Raw genomic sequence first — 17,926 nt, forward strand, 5'->3', positions numbered from 1 at the left:
GCCCCTTTTCTTTCTACCATCGGCAAACATCCATGAGCGCTTCCATCTATCTCGTCAAAGGCCGCGAAAAATCCCTGCTGCGTCGCCACCCCTGGATCTTCTCCAAGGGGATTGAGCGGGTTCAGGGCAACCCCATTGACGGCGATACCGTCGAGATCTATGCCAACGATGGCAAGTGGCTCGCCCGTGGCGCCTGGTCAGGCAGCTCCCAGATCCGAGCCCGAGTCTGGACCTTCGACAAGGATGAGACCGTCGATCTCGACTTCTTTATCCGTCGCCTCAAATATGCTCAAGAGTCTCGCGATCCGCTGATCAAGCGTCAGGGTCTCACCGGCTATCGCCTCTGCGCCGCCGAATCAGACGGTCTGCCGGGTCTGACAATCGACCGTTATGCCGATTTTCTGGTGTGCCAGATCCTCTCTGCCGGTGCCGAGTTCCAGCGCGAGCTGATAACGCAAGCACTGCGTACCCTCTACCCCGAGTGCAGCATCTATGAGCGCTCCGATGTGGCAGTGCGCAAGAAGGAAGGGCTGAAAGAGCGCACCGGCGTTATCTATGGCGAGACCCCGAACGAGCCGGTGGTCATTGAGGAAAATGGCGGCGTCAAGATCCTGGTAGACATTCGCAACGGCCACAAAACCGGCTTCTATCTGGATCAACGGGACAACCGTCAGGCTGCAGCCAAGTACACCGAAGGCAAGCGGGTGCTCAACTGCTTCTGCTACACCGGTGGATTTGGCGTCTATGCCCTCAAGGGCGGCGCCAAGGAAGTGGTCAACGTCGATCTCTCCCAGAATGCGCTGGATATCGCCCGCCAGAACGCCGAGCTGAACGGGCTGGATACCAGCAACACCCAGTTCGTCCGTCACGACGTGTTCAAGCTGCTGCGTGAATACCGCGAAAAGGGCGAGAAGTTCGACGTCATCGTGCTGGATCCGCCTAAATTTGCCGAGAGCAAGGCGCAGCTGCTGGGTGCCTGCCGTGGCTACAAGGACATCAACATGCTGGCGTTCCAGCTGCTGGCACCGGGTGGCGTGCTCTTGACCTACTCCTGCTCCGGCCTGATGGAGCAGAGCCTGTTCCAGAAGATCGTTGCCGATGCGGCGCTCGATGCCGGTCGCGATGCCCAGATCCTGGAGCTGCTCTCCCAGGCGTCTGATCACCCCATCGGTACCGCCTATCCGGAAGGCTTCTACCTCAAGGGTCTGGTGGTACGCGCCCGCTGATCGGCAACCACCCTCCCCTTGTGATCAATCAGGCCCCTTGCGGGCCTGATTGTTTTACATCGCGTCCTATAGGCCTAAGCCTGACGCTCGCCCCGTTGACCACCCTCTCTGCTTTATGGGTGTTCTCTCTCCTCCTCTTTCCCTGCCTGCGTCCCACGTCTTTATCTGTTTAAATTTCTTTGCACAATAACTGCACATTTATGATTTAAATCACACCCGTATGACTCTCTTTTCCGTAGTGTGATCCCGCCTGCGGCAGCCAAGCCGGGGCAACCGTCCCATCAGGAGTGATGGACGGTACAACAACAAAAACCGATGTCAGGCCAAGCTGAACATCACAAAGGATCCCGTTATGAATCAATCATTGCCGCTGTTAACGCCGCTGCGGGGCATCGCTGCCCTGATGGTGGTGCTGTTCCATGCCCGCTTGCTGCTCTTTCCCCAGTGGATGGAGTCGATCGCAGGCCACACCCAGCTCATCGAGAATGGCTACCTCTGGGTCGACCTGTTCTTTATTTTGAGCGGCGTGGTGCTGGCCCATGTCTATGGCGAGGCCTTCACCCGCACGCCCCGCACCGTGAGCTATGGCCGTTTTCTCTGGCTGCGGCTGACCCGTGTCTACCCCCTCTATCTGGTGACCCTGCTGCTGCTGGTCGGCTGGGAGCTTTACAAGGCGCAGCTCGGGGTGGGCTTCTACGCCGGCCCCTTGTTCAAGATGTGGGAGTGGGAAGGGATGCCCCCCTTCGGCTCCCCCTTCACCCCGGCCGAGGCGCTGCCGAGCGCCTTCCTGCTGCTGCAGGTGATGACCGATCACGGGCTGACCTGGAACTTCGCCGCCTGGTCGCTCAGCGTGGAGTGGATCAGCTACCTGCTGTTCCCGCTGCTTATTCCGCTGGCGGTCACCCGTAGTCGCTGGAGCCATCTCGTCCCCCTGCTGGCACTGACGGTGCTGGCCTTTATCGTACACAGTCGCGGCACGCTGGATGTCACCAGTGGGGCGCTGGCGGTGGGACGCGGGGTGAGTGAATTTGTGCTTGGCCTCTGGCTGCTGCCGAGGGTGAAGGCCGCGCAAGGCTCGCCCATGATGAAGCATGATCTGCCGCTCTTGATCGCCTTTGTGCTGCCCTTCGCGCTGATGCAGTTCGCCATGACGCCGCAGCTGACACTGCTGCTGATCAGCGCCTACGTGCTGCTGATCTGGATTTCAGCCGCCCAGGGGGAGCGCCAGAGCCCGCTGCTGCACCTTTTGGATAACCGCTTCACCAACTGGCTGGGAGATCTCTCCTACTCCATCTACCTGCTCCATGCGCTGGTGCTGCTCACCGGTTGCGAACTTATCCACTATCTGGCACCGGGGCTCACCGAGTGGTGGTATGGCCAGACCAACCCGCTGCTGGGGGTAGTGGCAACCTTGCTGATGCTGGCGGTGCTGGTCGGCCTCTCGGCGTTGAGTTACAACCTGCTGGAGCGGCCACTGCAACGGCGCCTGCGCCGCTGGGGCAAGTCACGGCAACCGGCGCTGGAGCGGGCCGGATAAATTAATCTCGCCCTGTCTGGATGAGTTGACGGTTTTATGCCAACTCATCCGGCACCAGTTCATCCAGATTGCTCATCACCCAGGCACTCGGGTGCTGGCTAAATCCAAGCTTGGGGTAGTATGCAACCGCCTGCGGCGCGGCCAGCAGGATCAGCTTGCAGCCGGGCTGCAATTGCAAGAATGTCTCGCGAATAAGGGCTTTGCCAATCCCCAGCCCCTGCACCGACTCGGCCACCGCCAGATCCGAGAGGTAGCAACAAAAATGAAAATCGGTCACTGAACGGGCCACACCGACCAGGGTCTCGCCCTGCCAGGCGGTGATCAGCAAATTGGCGTGATCCAGCATGCCCTGCAGGGTAGCTGGATGCTCCAGCGGCCGTCTCGCCCCCAGCGAGGTCTGCGCCAACAACGCCGCAAACTGTGCCGTGGTGATGGGGTGGTTAACCAAAAATGTGGTGGTCACTAAGCTCTCCTGTTGTAAATAGGCAGTTGCGTGCTGTTGGTCTCTTTGACGTTATCTTTGCTGCATCTGTACTGCAATCAATCAGCCAGCGCCGGATCCAGAGCGATGACAGGCAAGTGCGGGCAATTCCCTGCTGTTTATGTGAATTCCTGTTCGAACCCCAAGGGGCAAATGTGGCATAATGCTACGTCCTGTGGCCCTTGGCGGGGCTGCGCTGGCGCACCTTGTCGCCCTTTTCTTCCCCGTCCGGCTTGGCGGTCTTTCATAACTGCCAGTCATCGCTGCCCCTGTTGGCACCGAGGCCACCCATATTTGCGGCTTCTTGTCTTCCTCTCTACAAGGCCGCCCATTGACCAAGACGGCTCCACAGAGCCTCTGCTCTGTTTGCAAATAAAAGGGGTAAGTATGTCTTCCATTCGTCTGACCCAATACAGCCACGGCGCTGGCTGTGGCTGCAAAATCTCTCCCAAGGTGCTCGACACTATTCTCAAGAGCCAGATCCCGGGCTTCAACGACCCGACCCTGATCGTTGGCAACAGCAGCAAGGATGACGCGGCCGTGGTCGATATCGGCAACGGTCAGGGCATTGTCTCCACCACCGACTTCTTCATGCCCATCGTCGATGACCCCTTCACCTTTGGCCGCATCGCCGCCACCAACGCCATCAGCGATATCTACGCCATGGGCGGCAAGCCTATCGTTGCCATCGCCATCCTCGGCTGGCCCATCAATACCCTGGCGCCGGAAGTGGCCCAGCAGGTGATCGACGGCGGCCGTCAGGTGTGCCACGAAGCGGGTATTTCACTGGCCGGTGGTCACAGTATCGATGCCCCCGAGCCCATCTTCGGCCTCGCGGTCACCGGTATCGTGCCCCTGGACGCCATTAAGCAGAACGACACCGCCAAGGTGGGTGACACCCTCTATCTGACCAAGCCCCTTGGTATCGGTATCCTCACCACCGCCCAGAAGAAGGGCAAGCTGAAGCCGGAACACGAGCAGCTGGCCCCCAACGCCATGTGCACCCTCAACAAGATTGGCCAGCGCTTTGCCGAGCTGCCGGGTGTGCACGCCATGACCGACGTGACCGGTTTTGGTCTGGCGGGCCATCTGCTGGAGATGTGTGAAGGATCTGGCGTCAGTGCCCGCCTTGACTTCAAGGCGCTGCCGCTGCTGGATGAGGTGGATTACTACCTCGCCGAGGGCTGCGTACCGGGCGGTACCCTGCGCAACCACGACTCCTACGGCCACAAGCTGGATGCCATGGACGATCGCACCCGCAACATCATGTGCGACCCGCAAACCAGCGGCGGCCTGCTGGTCGCCGTGGGTAAAGAGAGCGAAGCCGAGCTGCTCGCCATCGCGCGCGAAGCTGGCCTTGCGCTCTCGCCCATCGGCCAGATCAAGCCCCTTGAGGGCGCCCGCTTTATCGAGATTGTCCAATGAGTGAATTGCCACTGGCCACGGACTACGCCCAACTCTTTTTGGACGATGTGCCGTTGATTGATGTGCGCGCCCCCATCGAGTTCAAGGAGGGGGCCTTCCCCTGCTCGACCAATCTGCCCTTGATGACAGACGATGAGCGCGCCCAGGTGGGGACCTGCTTCAAGAAGCAGGGTCAGGCCACCGCCATTGAGCTTGGACACAAGCTGGTGGGGGGAGCAGTACGTGCCGAGCGAATCGGAGACTGGCTGGCGCAGTTGCGCCAGCAGCCCGATGCCGTGCTCTACTGCTTTCGCGGCGGCCTGCGCTCGCAAACCGTACAACAGTGGCTGGCTGATGCGGGGGTGACTCGCCCCCGCGTCGCCGGTGGCTACAAGGAGCTGCGCCGTTTTCTGATCGACACCCAGGACAAGGCCTCTGCCGAGTGTCACTGGAGCGTGCTGACCGGCATGACCGGCTCCGGCAAGACCCACATGCTCGATCAGGTGACCCAGGCGGTGGATTTGGAGGGGCATGCCCATCACAGGGGCTCGTCGTTTGGTCAGCTGCCCGGCGGCCAGCCCAGCAACATCAATTTTGAAAACAACCTCGCCATCGAGCTGCTCAAGCGCCGCCATCGTGGCGAGCATGCCTTCGTGGTCGAGGACGAGAGCCGCCTGATTGGCCGCTGCTGCCTGCCCCTCTCCCTCCATGAGGCCATGAGTCAGGCACCGCTGGTGGTGGTGGATGTTCCGCAAATCGATCGGGCCGAGCAGATCCGCGAAGATTACGTGCACGATCTCTGGCTGCGCTATCAAGCCATGTATGGCCAGGAAGCCGGTTGGCCACTGTTTGCTGCCTACCTCACCGATGCGCTGGCCCGCCTCAAGCGCCGTCTTGGCGATCAGGCCCACCGCGAGCTGGATACCCTGATGCAGACCGCCCTCACCGAGCAGGAAAAGAGCGGCGATACCGCGCAGCATCTGGCCTGGATCACGTTGCTGCTGACCCGCTACTACGACCCCATGTATCTCTATCAGCTTGGCAACAAGCAGGAGCGCATCGTGTTTCGCGGTGACAAGCAGGCCTGTCTCGACTATTTCGCCGAGCAGCATGCCAGCGCGCTGCGCGGCTGACCCATCCCAAGAGAGGAACTCTATGTTGAAATTCGAGGTGATCCCGGTCACCCAGTTCGCCCAGAACTGCTCCCTCATCTGGTGTGACGAGACCCATCAGGCGGCCCTGATCGACCCGGGCGGCGAAGCGGACAAACTGCTGGCCGCCATCGCTAAGCGCGGCCTGACCCTGACCCACATCCTGCTGACCCACGGTCATCTGGATCATGTGGGTGCCGCCGCCGAGCTGCGGGAAAAAACCGGCGTCGCCATCACCGGTCCCCACAAGGAGGACGCCTTCTGGCTCGACATGCTGCCCCAGCAGAGCCAGATGTTCGGCTTCGCCCATACCCCCGCGTTCACACCGGATCGCTGGCTTGAGCAGGGTGACAAGGTGCAGCTTGGCCAGTGCGAGCTGGATGTCTACTTCTGCCCCGGCCACACCCCGGGCCATATCGTGCTGCTCTCCCAAGGCGAGCAGCTCGCCTGGGTTGGTGATGTGCTGTTTGCCGGCAGCATAGGCCGCACCGACTTCCCCCGTGGCGATCACGCTACCCTGATCAAGTCGATCACCGAGACCCTGCTGCCGCTGGGCGACGAAGTCGTCTTTATCCCGGGCCACGGCCCCAGCTCCACCTTCGGCCGCGAGAAGGCGAGCAACCCCTATCTGACCCAGCCTATCTGGTGATCAAAAAAGGCAGCGGTGTTCCGCTGCCTTTTCTTCTCTGCTCTCTTTTTCATTCTCGATTCCTGCCATCCGGCCAGCCATGTCCCCTCTGCGTTCTCCAGTTCAGCATGCCTGTTTGTCTCTTTCGCCCAATAAAAATCCCCACCCGAGGGTGAGGATTTATTTATAGGTGCAACCGTCTGGTGGCTTATTGTGCCAGCAGGTGACCAACCAGCTCATGACGCCACCCTTGCAGCAGCATCGGCTTGTCGCTGCGCGCCCGCTCTTCGTCGTTCATCCGCCAGCTCCAGGTGAAGTACTGGTGAATGATCTTCTTGCTGGCAATCAGCTCGGGCGGAATATTGCTCGCCTTGGCCTTCTCTTCCACCATGGCCTTGATGCGCTTGAGCTCGGCCTTGTACTGGGGGAAGTCCACCAGCCGGCGAATGGGCTCTGGCCAGCTGTCAGGATCGCTCTGCTGCGCCCTGGCGACGATATCGAGCATCCGCTTGCCGTGGATCTTGATCTCGATGGGCGATAGGCCGAGCTCGTTGAGATCCCGCAGGGAGGCAGGACGACGCTCTGCCACCTTGAACAGGTGCAGCTCTTTGACCACGAAGTTGAGGGCCAGATCCCGGCGCACCGCCTCTTGCTGGCGCCAGGCGGCAAGCTCGCGCAGGATGGCGAGCTCGCGGCGCCCCAGTTGCCAGGCGTTGACGATGTCAAGATAGGCCTGACGGGGATCGCTACCCTGGGTCTTGCGGGCGGAGTGGTTCTGACACTCCTGATCGAACCAGGCAAACTTGCCGCTTTCTCGCAGTTTGGCCATCACCTTCTCGTAGAGCGGCATCAGGTAGAAGACATCCGCCGCCGCGTATTCGAGCTGACGCGGTGTAAGCGGGCGGGCCAGCCAGTCGGTGCGCGCCTGATCTTTTTCCAGCTCGACCCCGAGGAATTCATTCACCAACGCCCCAAAGCCGACCGAGACGCCGTAACCGAGAAAGGCGGTAGCCAGCTGGGTGTCGTGCATCTGGTTGGGCAGGTGGCCCGCCTGATGCTGGATAAGCTCCAGATCTTCGCCAGAGGCGTGCAGGATGGCAATTTGCCCTTCCCTGCCCAGTCGCTGCCAGAGGGCGGAGAGATCCAGCGTCAGCGGATCCAGCAGCGCCAGATGCTCGCCGTCATAGATTTGGAACAGGCCAAGCTGGGGGTAGTAGGTACGGGTGCGAACGAATTCAGTATCGATAGCCAGGGGAACGTCGGCCAGAGAAGCGAGATACTGCTCAAGTTCGGCTTGCTGAGTGATAAGTTGATAGTGCATCTGTGCCTGCGCGGTTGATCAGGGCCAAAAAGAAAAAACCGTGGGATGACCCACGGTTTTGCATAACGACGGCGCTGGTTTGCAGAGGCTTCTGCAGCCGCAGTCCGGTTATTGCTTGGCAATCTCCTCGTCGCGCAGTACGCGGCGCAGGATCTTGCCCACATTGGTCTTGGGAAGTTCGTCACGAAATTCTACCAGTTTCGGCACCTTATAGGCAGTCAGATGTTTGCGGCAGTGGGCAATAATCTCGTCCTCCTGCAATTTTGCATCTTTCTTGACCACAAAGATCTTCACCAGCTCGCCGGAGACCTTGTGCGGCACACCGACGGCGGCCACTTCCAGCACTTTCGGGTGCAAGGCAACGACATCTTCGATCTCGTTCGGATAGACGTTGAAACCGGAGACCAGGATCATGTCCTTCTTGCGGTCAACGATCTTGAAGAAGCCCTGTTCGTCGCACACCGCGATATCACCGGTACAGAGCCAGCCATCCTGCATCACTTCGGCGGTCGCCTCGGGACGCTGCCAGTAGCCCACCATCACCTGCGGGCCGCGCACCTGCATCTCGCCCGGGGTGCCGAGGGTGTGGATCACCTGACCGTTGTCATCTACCAGACGGATCTCGGTAGAGCAGACCGGCAAACCGATAGAGCCGTTGTAATCAGTGAGGTCGTAGGGACAGACGCTCACCAGCGGCGAACACTCGGTCAGACCATAGCCTTCCAGCAGCGGAGTGTCGGTCAGTGTCTTCCACTTCTCCGCAACCGCACGCTGCACTGCCATGCCGCCGCCGATGGTGAGCTTGAGCTTGTCAAAGGCGATCCCCTGAAACTCTTCGTTGTTGACCAGCGCATTGAACAGGGTGTTGACCCCGGTAATGCAGGTGAAGGGGTACTTCTTGATCTCTTTGACAAACCCCGGGATGTCGCGCGGGTTGCTGATCAGCAGGTTGTAACCGCCGATACGCATAAACAGCAGGCAGTTCACGGTCAGGGCAAAGACGTGGTAGAGCGGCAGAGCGGTGACCACGAACTCCTTGCCACGCTCCAGCATGGGGCCGTAGACGCCGAGGCATTGCTCGACGTTGGCAATCATGTTGCGATGAGTCAGCATGGCCCCTTTGGAGAGGCCGGTGGTGCCACCGGTGTACTGCAGGAAGGCGAGATCGTCGTTGGTGATCTCCGGCTTGATGTACTGCAGGAAACGCCCCTTGGAAAGGGCCTGACGCATGGTGGTGGCGTGGGGCAGATTGTATTTCGGCACCAGCTTCTTGACGTACTTGACCACGAAGTTGACCAGGGTGCCCTTGGCCAGCCCCAGGTTGTCCCCCATCCGGGTCAGGATAACGTGCTTGATCGGGGTGTCGTAGACCACCTTTTCCAGGGTATGGGCGAAGTTGGAGACGATGACGATGGCTTTGGCACCGGAGTCCTTGAGCTGATGCTCCAGCTCGCGCGGGGTATAGAGCGGGTTGACGTTGACCACGATCATGCCGGCGCGCAGGATGCCGAACACGGCGATGGGGTATTGCAGCAGGTTAGGCATCATCACCGCAACCCGATCCCCTTTCTCCAGCTTCAGCTCGTTTTGCAGGTAGGCAGCAAAGGCGCGGGACTGCTCTTCCAGCCGGCGGTAGGTGATGGTTTGGCCCATGTTGACGAAGGCGGGCTGATCGGCAAACTGGGTCACCGAGGATTCGAACATCTCGACCAGGGAGCTGTATTGGTCTGGATTGATCTCGGCGGGGACCCCTTCCGGATAACGTTTCAGCCAGACTTTTTCCACAAACTTCTCCTGCATAACTAGCACCTGTGCGCTCACTGTGTTGCCTCCGTCCCGGTTCACATCCATTTTAATCGGTTGTTTTAAGCTGATGCTCTAATGCCGCACATATTTACACAGCGCAACATCAATTAACAGCAAATTAACAACAGAAAAATGTGAGGGAGAAAACAAACCTGGAATTATTGAAAGCTGGCGATTCTACCGAACTTGACAAAACTTTACGATACAAACGGCCGTATCAACCGAATTTTCCATATGAAAATGATGGTTTCCACCCAATATGACCCGCTCGATCTGCTGGAAGGCATCCTGACGGGCCTGCCATTGGGCTTCAAGTGCAGCAAAGCCCTGCTCCCCCTGAATCAACAGCACAGGACAACGGATAGCCGCCATCAGTGCCCGAGCTTGTCCTTCGCTCATTCTCAGGGGCGACAGATCCCGCAAACGAGGATCGCTGCGCCAGTGCCAGCGCCCTGCCCTCATCTCAAGCTGCCGTTCACAGATAAGATGCGCCGCCTGCGGCGTGATATCCGCCACTTTGCAACGGGCGGCGACAGCCTCATCGATGGAGGCAAAGCCGTTGGCACTGCGCTCTCGGGTGCGGCTGCGGTTTAAAATTGCACGTCGCAGCTGGGCAGGTACCTCCTCATCGGGCTGGCTCAGCGGCCCCAGCCCCTCCAGCATGATCAACCGCTCCACCTGTTCGGGGAACACCCCGGCATAGGCGGAGGCGATCAACGCCCCGAGGGAGTGACCGAGCAAAGTGAAGCGCGACCACCCTGCCGCCTGCACGATCTGGTAGAGATCGTCCAGCCAGTCGACAAAGACATAAGGGGTGGTTTTGTGATCGGAGTGACCATGTCCCGGCAGATCGACACAGATGAGGTGAAAATCCCCCAGATGCGGCGCCAGCGGCAAGAAGCTGGCGCTATTGTCGAGCCAGCCATGCAAGGCTATCAACAGGGGTTTACCCTGTTGATCATGCTCAGCGGATTGGTTCTCCAACAGGGCTACCCGCCGCCCATCTGCCAGGGTGAGCAGACGTTCGTGCAGAGTGCTTTTGATGCTCTTGATCATGGCAAGCCTTAGCGACGCAGCGGCCGTCTCGGCCAGAAGGGATCATAGAAGGGGTCGTAGAAGTAGGGGTCCATATAGCGCACCTCCACCTCCTTGACCGGCGGCCACAGCTTGCTGCCCGTCACATTGAGCACAGAGAAGCGGTACTTGTGCTCGCCAATCTGGCTATCAACCGGTTGGCCTATGGTACCAAGCACCGTCAGACTGCGCCCCTTGGCGTAGAGGGTCGGATCGACAAAACCCTTCATGATGGCCAGAAAACGGCCCGGGCTCTGCTCGGTCTGCTCCGGCACACCGTTGGACTTGAGCGGCAGATAGACCACTTCAATAACACTCTGATCCGCCTTGTTGTGCACCGCCGAGATAACGCCGCTCCAGCGGGCCGGTTTGCCCTCCATTCCGCCAAGGGCGGGCTGATAGGCCACCAGCTGGTTTTCTGGCTCATAGGCCAGCTCCTTGGGGACCGAGCTGCAGGCCCCGAGCAGCAGAGCCAGCGCCCCGACCACCATAGTGCGTTTCATCATGTCGCTTCTGCTATTACGCATCATGTCACTCTCCTGTTGCCGGCGTGGCCCGTCGGGCCATCCGCTTGTGTTGCAGCTGATGAGCGGCAAGAGCGACATGCTGTCAGTGCTCCTGCCCTTATTCGCGACCCGGCAGTTTTTTCCAGGTCACCTTGTCACGCAAATAAACCGGCGTCGCCTGCTCCACAGGCACAGCCTCCCCCGCCAGCCAGGCGGCGCGGGCCAGCGGCAGCATGTCCTCTGCCGCCGGGAAGCGCACCTGACTCTCCGCCAGCTCATCGGCCAGACCACTCAGGGTCTCGCCATAGGTTTCAAAACCGGTGCCGACACAGGTCACCCGACCCGCCAGCTTGCCACGGACGTCAACCAGTGCCGCGGGCTCGCTCACCACCTCGTCCCCCACCAGCTGCATGCGGCTATCAATCAGCTCATAGCGGCCGAAATAGACTTCGTTCATCCGCGCATCGATGGCGGTCAGCACCTGCTGGGCGCCATCCAGTCGATAGGCGCCTTGCGCCATGGCGGCCAGGGTCGAGATGCCAATCAGCGGCACACCCGCACCAAATGCCAGACCTTGCGCCACACTGATGCCGATCCGCACGCCGGTAAAGGAGCCCGGGCCGCGGCCGAACGCGATGGCATCGAGGTCACTCAAACTTATCCCGGCATCCTCTAACACAGCCTGAACCATGGGCAGGATTTTTCGGGTGTGATCCCGTGGCGCCTCCTCCCAGCGGGAGAACAGCTTGTCACCCACCAGCAGGGCGGCGGAGCAGGCTTCAGTGGCGGTATCAACGGCCAGGATCTTCAACTCGTTCATGCTTTCCAATCTCTATAAAATCAGTCAATTACATAACCGGCAAGCGAGATATGCTCACCCGTTGTTCAAATCTGTTAGCTGGCGGCACACTTATTCACCGCGTTCAGTGCGATCGAAAAAGCTCCCCAACGTTCCCAACTCCCGGGTACGGGGGATGGCGGGCAGACTCTTGATAAAGGTGGCGCCGTAAGGCTTGTTGACCATTCGTGGATCACAGATCACCAGCACCCCGTGATCACTGCGATCACGAATAAGCCGCCCCACCCCCTGTTTGAGGGCAATCACCGCCTTGGGCAACTGCAGCTCGGCGAAGGGATCCCCCCCCTTGAGCTTACAATCATCCACCCGCGCCTTGAGCAGCGGATCATCGGGGCTGGCAAACGGCAGCTTGTCGATGATAACACACGACAACGCCGCCCCTCGTACGTCGATCCCCTCCCAGAAACTGCTGGTCGCCACCAGCACAGCGCGGCCATTCTCGACAAACTCCTTGAGCAACCGCTGCTTGTTGTCCTCCCCCTGCAACAAGACGGTGCGACCAATCTCCCGGCGCAGCACCTCGGCCACCTGACGCATCACCTGATGGCTGGTGCAGAGGAAGAAACAGCCCCCCGGCGTCTTGTTGATGAGGGGGATCATCAGATTGGCCAACTGCTCGCCACGGCCAAAGGCGTTGGGCTCCGGTAGATAACGGGGCACACAGAGCCGCGCCTGCTCGCCATAGTCGAACGGACTGTCGAGGATCAGCTCGGCGCTGCCTGCCAGCCCCAGCTCGGCCTTGAAGTGATCAAACCGCATATCCACCGTCAGGGTGGCGGAGGTGAAGACCCAGGCCACTTCCGGTCTTTGCACCTCGGCACTGAATCGCTCGGCCACCGACAGCGGCGTGAGATTGAGGGTGAAATGAAGCCGTGAGCAGTCGTACCAGTAGGAGAAACCGGTCTGGTTGACCGCCAGCACTTCACCCAAGCGGGTGCGCAGTTCACTGATGCGCTCGAAGGCGTGATCCAGCTGCTCGCCACGGCCAAGAGCGAGTTTCAGCACCTCGTAGCAAAGCCCGATGGCATCGTTAAGACGAGCCAAAGCCTGCCCCCAGAGCGGCTGGCGCAGCATGTCGCGGGTATTACCACGACCGCCATCCACCCCGAAGGCCAGACGCAGATCCTGACTGGCGATAGCGAGCCGGTCCGCCGCCTTGCCGAGCTGGGCCATGTCGTGCGCCTCTGCCCGATAGGCCAGCTGGATATCCTGCGCCAGATCCTGAATTGTTCGGCTGCCTACCGACTTGCCGAAGTAGTTGGTGGCGATCTCCGGCAGCTGGTGTGCCTCGTCAAAGACATAGACTTGCGCCTCCGGCACCAACTCGCCAAATCCGGTGTCTTTCACCGCCATATCGGCGAAGAAGAGGTGGTGGTTGATCACCACCACCTGGGCGTCCATGGCGCGGCGACGGGCCACCACCAGATGGCAGTCGTCGTAATAGGGGCAGTCGCGACCGAGGCAGTTGTCGTTGGTGCTGGTGACGTGGGCGAGGATCTCGGCGTTCTCCTGCAATCCCGGAATATCCCCCACATCGCCGTTATCGGTAGCAGTGGACCAGGATTTGACCTTCACCAGATCGTTCAGGATTTCAGGCTTTTGCAGATGGGATTCGCTCAAGAGCCGGTTCATCCGCTCGATGCAGAGATAGTTGCTGCGTCCCTTGAGCAAGGCCACCGGCGGGGTGTAGGAGAGCGCGCCGGTGATGGTCGGGAGATCCCGATAGAAGAGCTGCTCCTGCAGGTTCTTGGAGCCGGTGCTGATCACCACCCGCTTGCCGGATTCCAGCGCTGGCACCAGATAGGCGTAGGTTTTGCCGGTACCGGTTCCTGCCTCAACCAGCAGACGGCCACCACTCTTGATGGCGCGCGCGACCGCTTCGGCCATCTCCAGTTGGGGAGCGCGGGCTTTGAAACCGTCGATATGGCTGGCCAGAGGGCCATCTGGCTTGAACAGGGTCTGGATGGTCAAAAGGGCGTCCCGCAGCAAAAGCGGCCATTATGCCAAAAGCGCGGCAAAAGCGGGACAGATAATCTGCCTAGACGAACAGATCGATCTGATGCTCGGGGTCCGGCTTGTGATCGTCCTCCTCCGCCTTGGGCTGATCACGCTTGGCGGGCGTGCTATACGCCTGCTGGCGCTGCTGGGAGTCACTGTTGTCAGTGCTGGTCTTGCGCAGCTGGTGCTTTTTGCTGATCTGGTTCACTTCCCGCTTGATCTCTTCGCTGCCGGGCGCGGCAGGCGCCCGGGGCAAAATGGGGAACAACAGGTCCTGGCTGGGCATGATGGCGACTCCTGCAGGGGTTATTGTCTAGTTATCGACCAGAAAACCGTTTTCGCCACTTTAATCGATCAAATCACAATTTCGGGTTGCATTTTCTGTCAAGGCAGGTAGTTTAAATCAGGCGTCAATTACGACATCTTATTTTGTAAAGGATTGATTACATGAAGTTCGCCACCCTGAAGACTCATCACCACCATCATCATCCCGACTAGTCTTTCAGGAGGTTGACTGCTGGAAGACACTTAACTGGTGACTTCCAAAAGGACCGCAAGATTCATAAACCCTCGGAAGCACCCACTTCCGAGGGTTTTTTCGTTTTTGACTAGAAGGAAATCGAGCAATGGAAACACAACGTCTGCGTATCGCCATGCAAAAGTCCGGTCGTCTGAGCCAGGACTCCCAAGCCCTGTTCAAGAGCTGTGGCCTCAAGATCAACCTGCGCGAGCAGCGCCTTATCGCCCATGTCGAGAACATGCCCATCGATATCCTGCGGGTGCGTGATGACGACATCCCGGGTCTGGTGATGGAAGGGGTGGTCGACCTTGGCATCATCGGCGAGAACGTGCTGGAAGAGGTGCAGCTTATTCGTGCCTCACAGGGACTACCCTTCGAGGTCAAAACCCTCAAGCAACTGGACTTTGGTGGCTGCCGCCTCTCGCTGGCGGTGCCGGAAGATGTGACCTACACAGGGCCAGAGAGCCTTGCCGGCAAGCGCATCGCCACCTCCTACCCCGGGCTGCTCAAGCGCTTCTTTGACGAAAAAGGGCTCGGCTTCAAGAGCGTGATGCTGGGCGGCTCGGTGGAAGTGGCACCCCGTGCGGGTCTGGCCGATGCCATCTGCGATCTGGTTTCCACCGGCGCGACCCTGGAAGCCAATGGCCTCAAAGAGGTGGAGGTGATCTACCGCTCCAAAGCGGTGCTGGTACAGGCCCCCAACCCCTTGTCCGATGCCAAGCAGAAGCTCATCGACAAACTGCTGCCCCGCATTCAGGGGATGCAGCAGGCCCGCGAGAGCAAGTACATCATGCTGCACGCGCCCAAAGACAAGCTCGATGCCATCACCGACCTGCTACCGGGTGCCGAACGTCCCACCATCATGCAGCTGGCCGGTGACACCAATCAGGTGGCCCTGCACGTCGTCTCCAGCGAGACCCTGTTCTGGGAGACCATGGAGCAGCTCAAGGCCCTTGGTGCCAGCTCCATTCTGGTGCTGCCCATCGAAAAGATGATGGAATAAGGAAGGGACATCATGCAGACCCTGATCTGGAAGACCCTCTCCCCTGCCCAGCAGGCCGACGTGCTGACCCGCCCCGCCCTCAATGACGAGGCCGATATCGGTGCCGTGGTGCGGGATATCATTGCAGCGGTACGCAGCCGGGGTGACGAGGCCCTGCGTGAGCTGAGCCTGCGCTTCGAGCGCGCCCCCCGTGAGCAGTTGCGCGTCAGCGAGTCCGAGATTGAAGCTGCCTGCGCACAACTGGATGACGAGATCAAAAGCGCCATCGAAGCGGCCATTGCCAATATTCGCACCTTCCACGCCGCGCAAGTGCAGCCGGTGGTAAGAGTGGAAACCCAACCCGGGGTGGTGTGCGAGCTGCGCACCCAACCCATCAGTCGAGTCGGCCTCTATGTGCCGGGGGGCAGCGCGCCGCTCCCCTCCACCGTGATGATGCTGGCTATTCCGGCGGCTATCGCCGGTTGCCGTGAAGTAGTGCTCTGCACCCCGTCCCCCGCCAGCGACGAGATCCTGTTTGCCGCCCGCGCTTGCGGGGTCGAGAAGGTGTTCGCCATTGGCGGCGCCCAGGCCATCGCGGCGATGGCTTACGGCACCGAGAGCATCCCCAAGGTGGACAAGATCTTCGGCCCGGGTAACGCCTATGTGACCGAAGCCAAGGGGCAGGTTTCCCGCGACTGGCGCGGCGCCGCCATCGACATGCCAGCCGGCCCCTCCGAGGTGCTAGTGATCGCCGACGAGAGCGCCAACCCGGCCTTCGTGGCGGCGGATCTGCTCTCCCAGGCCGAGCACGGCCCCGACAGTCAGGTGGTGCTGGTGACCACCTCCCCCCTGCTGGCCGATGCCATCGCAGGGGAAATCAAGAGCCAGCTGGCCAAGTTGAGCCGCCGGGATATCGCCGCGCAGGCGCTCGGCAGCAGTCTGGTGATCCTCTGTGACGATCTGGCCGAGGCGTGCGCCATCTCCAACGCCTACGCGCCGGAGCACCTGATTGTGCAGACCCGCGCCCCGCGCGATCTGCTGGATAAACTCGAGAACGCCGGTTCCATCTTTCTCGGAGCATGGACCCCCGAGTCGGTCGGCGATTACGCCAGCGGCACCAACCACACTCTGCCTACCTACGGCTATGCCCGCACCTGCTCCAGCCTTGGCCTCGCCGATTATCAGCGCCGCTACACGGTGCAGGAGCTGAGTGAGCGCGGTATTCAGGGCCTTGGCCCTATCGTCGAGCGTATCGCCCAGGCCGAGGGGCTCGATGGCCACAAGAACGCCGTGACGCTGAGATTGAACGCCCTAGCCGCCGCGCCCCAACAAACAGCACAGCAGAAGGATTTGTTATGAGTATTGCCAATCTGGCGCGCCGCGTGGTGCGGGCCCTCACCCCTTATCAATCTGCCCGCCGCATCGGCGGCAAGGGCCACGTCTGGCTCAATGCCAACGAAGCACCGCTGGCCTATCCCTTCACCATCGAGGGGAGCCGCCTCAACCGCTACCCCGAGTGCCAACCGGCCGAGGTGGTGAACGGCTATGCCGCCTATGCCGGGGTCAATCCCGATCAAGTGCTGGTGAGCCGCGGCGCCGACGAGGCCATCGAGCTCTTGATCCGCACCTTCTGCGAAGCGGGTGAAGATCAGATCCTCATCTGCCCGCCCACCTACGGCATGTACGCCATCAGCGCCGAGACCTGTGGCGTCGGCATCGTCGAGCAGCCGCTTACCGCCAGCCGCCAACCGGACTGGCCCGCCATTGCCGATCGCCTGTCCGACGTGAAACTGGTGTTTCTCTGCTCCCCCAACAACCCCACCGGGGATTTGGTGGGTCGCGACGGCCTTATCGCTTTGCTGGAGAAAGCTAGGGATCGCGCCATCGTGGTGGTGGACGAGGCCTATATCGAGTTCTGCCCGGAAGCGTCCGTGGTGGACCTGCTGGCCCGCTTCCCCAATCTGGTGGTGACCCGCACCCTCTCCAAAGCTTTTGCCCTGGCGGGGATCCGCTGCGGCTTTACGCTGGCAAGCCCCGAGGTGATCGCCATGCTGGCCAAGGTGATCGCCCCCTATCCCATCCCCGAGCCCATCGCCCAGATCGCGACGCAGGCCCTCTCCCCCATGGGGCTGGAGCTGATGCAGGAGCGAGTGATAGAGCTCAACAAGCAAAAAGCCACCTTCAAGGCAGAGCTGGCCAAGCTTGCCTGCGTGAAGGAAGTATTCGAGGACAAGGGCAACTTCGTGCTGGTGCGCTTTGTGGATGGCGCCGCCGTCTTTGCTGCCATGAAGGCCGCCGGCATCATACTGCGGGATTTCTCGACCAAACCCGGCCTTGATAACAGCATTCGCGTCACCATCGGCTATCAGGGCGAGATGGATGCCGTGCTGGCGGTACTGCGTGACCTGCCCTCTCCCACTTTGTAAGACAAGG

General features: G+C 60.4%; 16 protein-coding genes and 1 other annotated feature. Of the genes, 8 read left to right on the forward strand and 8 right to left on the reverse strand.

The window, feature by feature from the left end:
• Positions 1-32: 32 nt before the first annotated feature.
• Both AB5Z05_RS09150 and AB5Z05_RS09155 read left to right on the forward strand, forming a co-directional pair.
• Positions 33-1,226 carry a class I SAM-dependent methyltransferase gene (locus AB5Z05_RS09150; RefSeq protein WP_005336736.1) on the forward strand — a complete coding sequence of 398 codons (1,194 nt, stop codon included), beginning with the start codon at positions 33-35 and terminating at the stop codon, positions 1,224-1,226.
• A gap of 352 nt (positions 1,227-1,578) precedes the next feature.
• On the forward strand, positions 1,579-2,763 hold the full coding sequence (locus AB5Z05_RS09155; protein WP_368151164.1) for an acyltransferase family protein: 1,185 nt from the start codon (positions 1,579-1,581) through the stop codon (positions 2,761-2,763).
• Between the two features lie 34 nt (positions 2,764-2,797).
• Here the strand turns inward: AB5Z05_RS09155 and AB5Z05_RS09160 are convergent, their stop codons facing one another.
• Complete coding sequence (locus AB5Z05_RS09160; protein WP_368151166.1) at positions 2,798-3,226, reverse strand: GNAT family N-acetyltransferase; 429 nt, start codon at positions 3,224-3,226, stop codon at positions 2,798-2,800.
• 405 nt (positions 3,227-3,631) lie between these two features.
• On the opposite strand from AB5Z05_RS09160, the gene selD reads away from it, so the two are divergent.
• Genes selD through AB5Z05_RS09175 form a run of 3 tightly spaced genes read left to right on the forward strand, consistent with a single transcriptional unit; the run spans position 3,632 to position 6,448 of the window.
• Complete coding sequence (gene selD, locus AB5Z05_RS09165) at positions 3,632-4,669, forward strand: selenide, water dikinase SelD (RefSeq protein ID WP_151285983.1); 1,038 nt, start codon at positions 3,632-3,634, stop codon at positions 4,667-4,669.
• Positions 4,666-5,781 carry a tRNA 2-selenouridine(34) synthase MnmH gene (mnmH, locus tag AB5Z05_RS09170; RefSeq protein ID WP_368151168.1) on the forward strand — a complete coding sequence of 372 codons (1,116 nt, stop codon included), beginning with the start codon at positions 4,666-4,668 and terminating at the stop codon, positions 5,779-5,781. Before selD ends, mnmH begins: the two co-directional genes overlap by 4 nt.
• A gap of 22 nt (positions 5,782-5,803) precedes the next feature.
• On the forward strand, positions 5,804-6,448 hold the full coding sequence (locus tag AB5Z05_RS09175; protein WP_368151170.1) for an MBL fold metallo-hydrolase: 645 nt from the start codon (positions 5,804-5,806) through the stop codon (positions 6,446-6,448).
• Between the two features lie 187 nt (positions 6,449-6,635).
• On the opposite strand, the gene rnd is transcribed toward AB5Z05_RS09175, so the two are convergent.
• From rnd to AB5Z05_RS09210, 7 genes are all read right to left on the reverse strand, one after another.
• The gene (rnd, locus tag AB5Z05_RS09180) at positions 6,636-7,748 is read right to left on the reverse strand and encodes a ribonuclease D (protein WP_368151172.1); all 1,113 of its coding nucleotides are present in this window, start codon (positions 7,746-7,748) and stop codon (positions 6,636-6,638) included.
• Between the two features lie 108 nt (positions 7,749-7,856).
• A complete protein-coding gene (gene fadD / locus AB5Z05_RS09185) occupies positions 7,857-9,533 on the reverse strand; it encodes a long-chain-fatty-acid--CoA ligase FadD (RefSeq protein ID WP_100654806.1) in 1,677 nt (558 codons plus the stop codon).
• Between the two features lie 198 nt (positions 9,534-9,731).
• The gene (locus AB5Z05_RS09190) at positions 9,732-10,610 is read right to left on the reverse strand and encodes an alpha/beta fold hydrolase (protein ID WP_139478575.1); all 879 of its coding nucleotides are present in this window, start codon (positions 10,608-10,610) and stop codon (positions 9,732-9,734) included.
• 8 nt (positions 10,611-10,618) lie between these two features.
• Positions 10,619-11,134: a Slp family lipoprotein gene (locus AB5Z05_RS09195; protein WP_019446435.1), complete on the reverse strand. Its 516-nt coding sequence runs from the start codon at positions 11,132-11,134 to the stop codon at positions 10,619-10,621.
• Positions 11,135-11,252: 118 nt separating this feature from the next.
• Positions 11,253-11,954: a tRNA (adenosine(37)-N6)-threonylcarbamoyltransferase complex dimerization subunit type 1 TsaB gene (gene tsaB / locus AB5Z05_RS09200; RefSeq protein WP_180343769.1), complete on the reverse strand. Its 702-nt coding sequence runs from the start codon at positions 11,952-11,954 to the stop codon at positions 11,253-11,255.
• A 90-nt stretch (positions 11,955-12,044) separates the two neighbouring features.
• Positions 12,045-13,964, reverse strand: coding sequence for an ATP-dependent DNA helicase (locus AB5Z05_RS09205; RefSeq protein ID WP_005345619.1), 1,920 nt, complete (start codon positions 13,962-13,964; stop codon positions 12,045-12,047).
• 67 nt (positions 13,965-14,031) lie between these two features.
• Positions 14,032-14,277 (reverse strand): hypothetical protein, encoded by a 246-nt coding sequence (locus tag AB5Z05_RS09210; RefSeq protein WP_005352171.1) that lies wholly within the window; start codon positions 14,275-14,277, stop codon positions 14,032-14,034.
• Between the two features lie 187 nt (positions 14,278-14,464).
• Positions 14,465-14,589, forward strand: a sequence feature (His leader region).
• Positions 14,590-14,617: 28 nt separating this feature from the next.
• On the opposite strand from AB5Z05_RS09210, the gene hisG reads away from it, so the two are divergent.
• The 3 genes from hisG to hisC are packed head-to-tail and all read left to right on the forward strand — an operon-like array spanning position 14,618 to position 17,919.
• Positions 14,618-15,514: an ATP phosphoribosyltransferase gene (gene hisG / locus AB5Z05_RS09215; RefSeq protein ID WP_071910208.1), complete on the forward strand. Its 897-nt coding sequence runs from the start codon at positions 14,618-14,620 to the stop codon at positions 15,512-15,514.
• 12 nt (positions 15,515-15,526) lie between these two features.
• Positions 15,527-16,852 (forward strand): histidinol dehydrogenase, encoded by a 1,326-nt coding sequence (gene hisD, locus AB5Z05_RS09220; RefSeq protein WP_368151175.1) that lies wholly within the window; start codon positions 15,527-15,529, stop codon positions 16,850-16,852.
• Positions 16,849-17,919, forward strand: a complete 1,071-nt coding sequence (gene hisC / locus AB5Z05_RS09225; protein ID WP_368151177.1) for a histidinol-phosphate transaminase — start codon at positions 16,849-16,851, stop codon at positions 17,917-17,919. Before hisD ends, hisC begins: the two co-directional genes overlap by 4 nt.
• Positions 17,920-17,926 lie beyond the last annotated feature (7 nt).

It is taken from the genome of Aeromonas sp. R2-4, assembly GCF_040908365.1.
Lineage (GTDB): Bacteria > Pseudomonadota > Gammaproteobacteria > Enterobacterales > Aeromonadaceae > Aeromonas > Aeromonas veronii.

Bases quoted from the DNA above. Each gene is read 5' to 3' on its own strand.
- AB5Z05_RS09150 (WP_005336736.1), top strand. From the start codon at position 33: ATGAGCGCTTCCATCTATCTCGTCAAAGGCCGCGAAAAATCCCTGCTG.
- AB5Z05_RS09155 (WP_368151164.1), top strand. From the start codon at position 1,579: ATGAATCAATCATTGCCGCTGTTAACGCCGCTGCGGGGCATCGCTGCC.
- selD (WP_151285983.1), top strand. From the start codon at position 3,632: ATGTCTTCCATTCGTCTGACCCAATACAGCCACGGCGCTGGCTGTGGC.
- mnmH (WP_368151168.1), top strand. From the start codon at position 4,666: ATGAGTGAATTGCCACTGGCCACGGACTACGCCCAACTCTTTTTGGAC.
- AB5Z05_RS09175 (WP_368151170.1), top strand. From the start codon at position 5,804: ATGTTGAAATTCGAGGTGATCCCGGTCACCCAGTTCGCCCAGAACTGC.
- rnd (WP_368151172.1), bottom strand. From the start codon at position 7,748: ATGCACTATCAACTTATCACTCAGCAAGCCGAACTTGAGCAGTATCTC.
- AB5Z05_RS09190 (WP_139478575.1), bottom strand. From the start codon at position 10,610: ATGATCAAGAGCATCAAAAGCACTCTGCACGAACGTCTGCTCACCCTG.
- AB5Z05_RS09195 (WP_019446435.1), bottom strand. From the start codon at position 11,134: ATGATGAAACGCACTATGGTGGTCGGGGCGCTGGCTCTGCTGCTCGGG.
- tsaB (WP_180343769.1), bottom strand. From the start codon at position 11,954: ATGAACGAGTTGAAGATCCTGGCCGTTGATACCGCCACTGAAGCCTGC.
- AB5Z05_RS09210 (WP_005352171.1), bottom strand. From the start codon at position 14,277: ATGCCCAGCCAGGACCTGTTGTTCCCCATTTTGCCCCGGGCGCCTGCC.
- hisG (WP_071910208.1), top strand. From the start codon at position 14,618: ATGGAAACACAACGTCTGCGTATCGCCATGCAAAAGTCCGGTCGTCTG.
- hisD (WP_368151175.1), top strand. From the start codon at position 15,527: ATGCAGACCCTGATCTGGAAGACCCTCTCCCCTGCCCAGCAGGCCGAC.
- hisC (WP_368151177.1), top strand. From the start codon at position 16,849: ATGAGTATTGCCAATCTGGCGCGCCGCGTGGTGCGGGCCCTCACCCCT.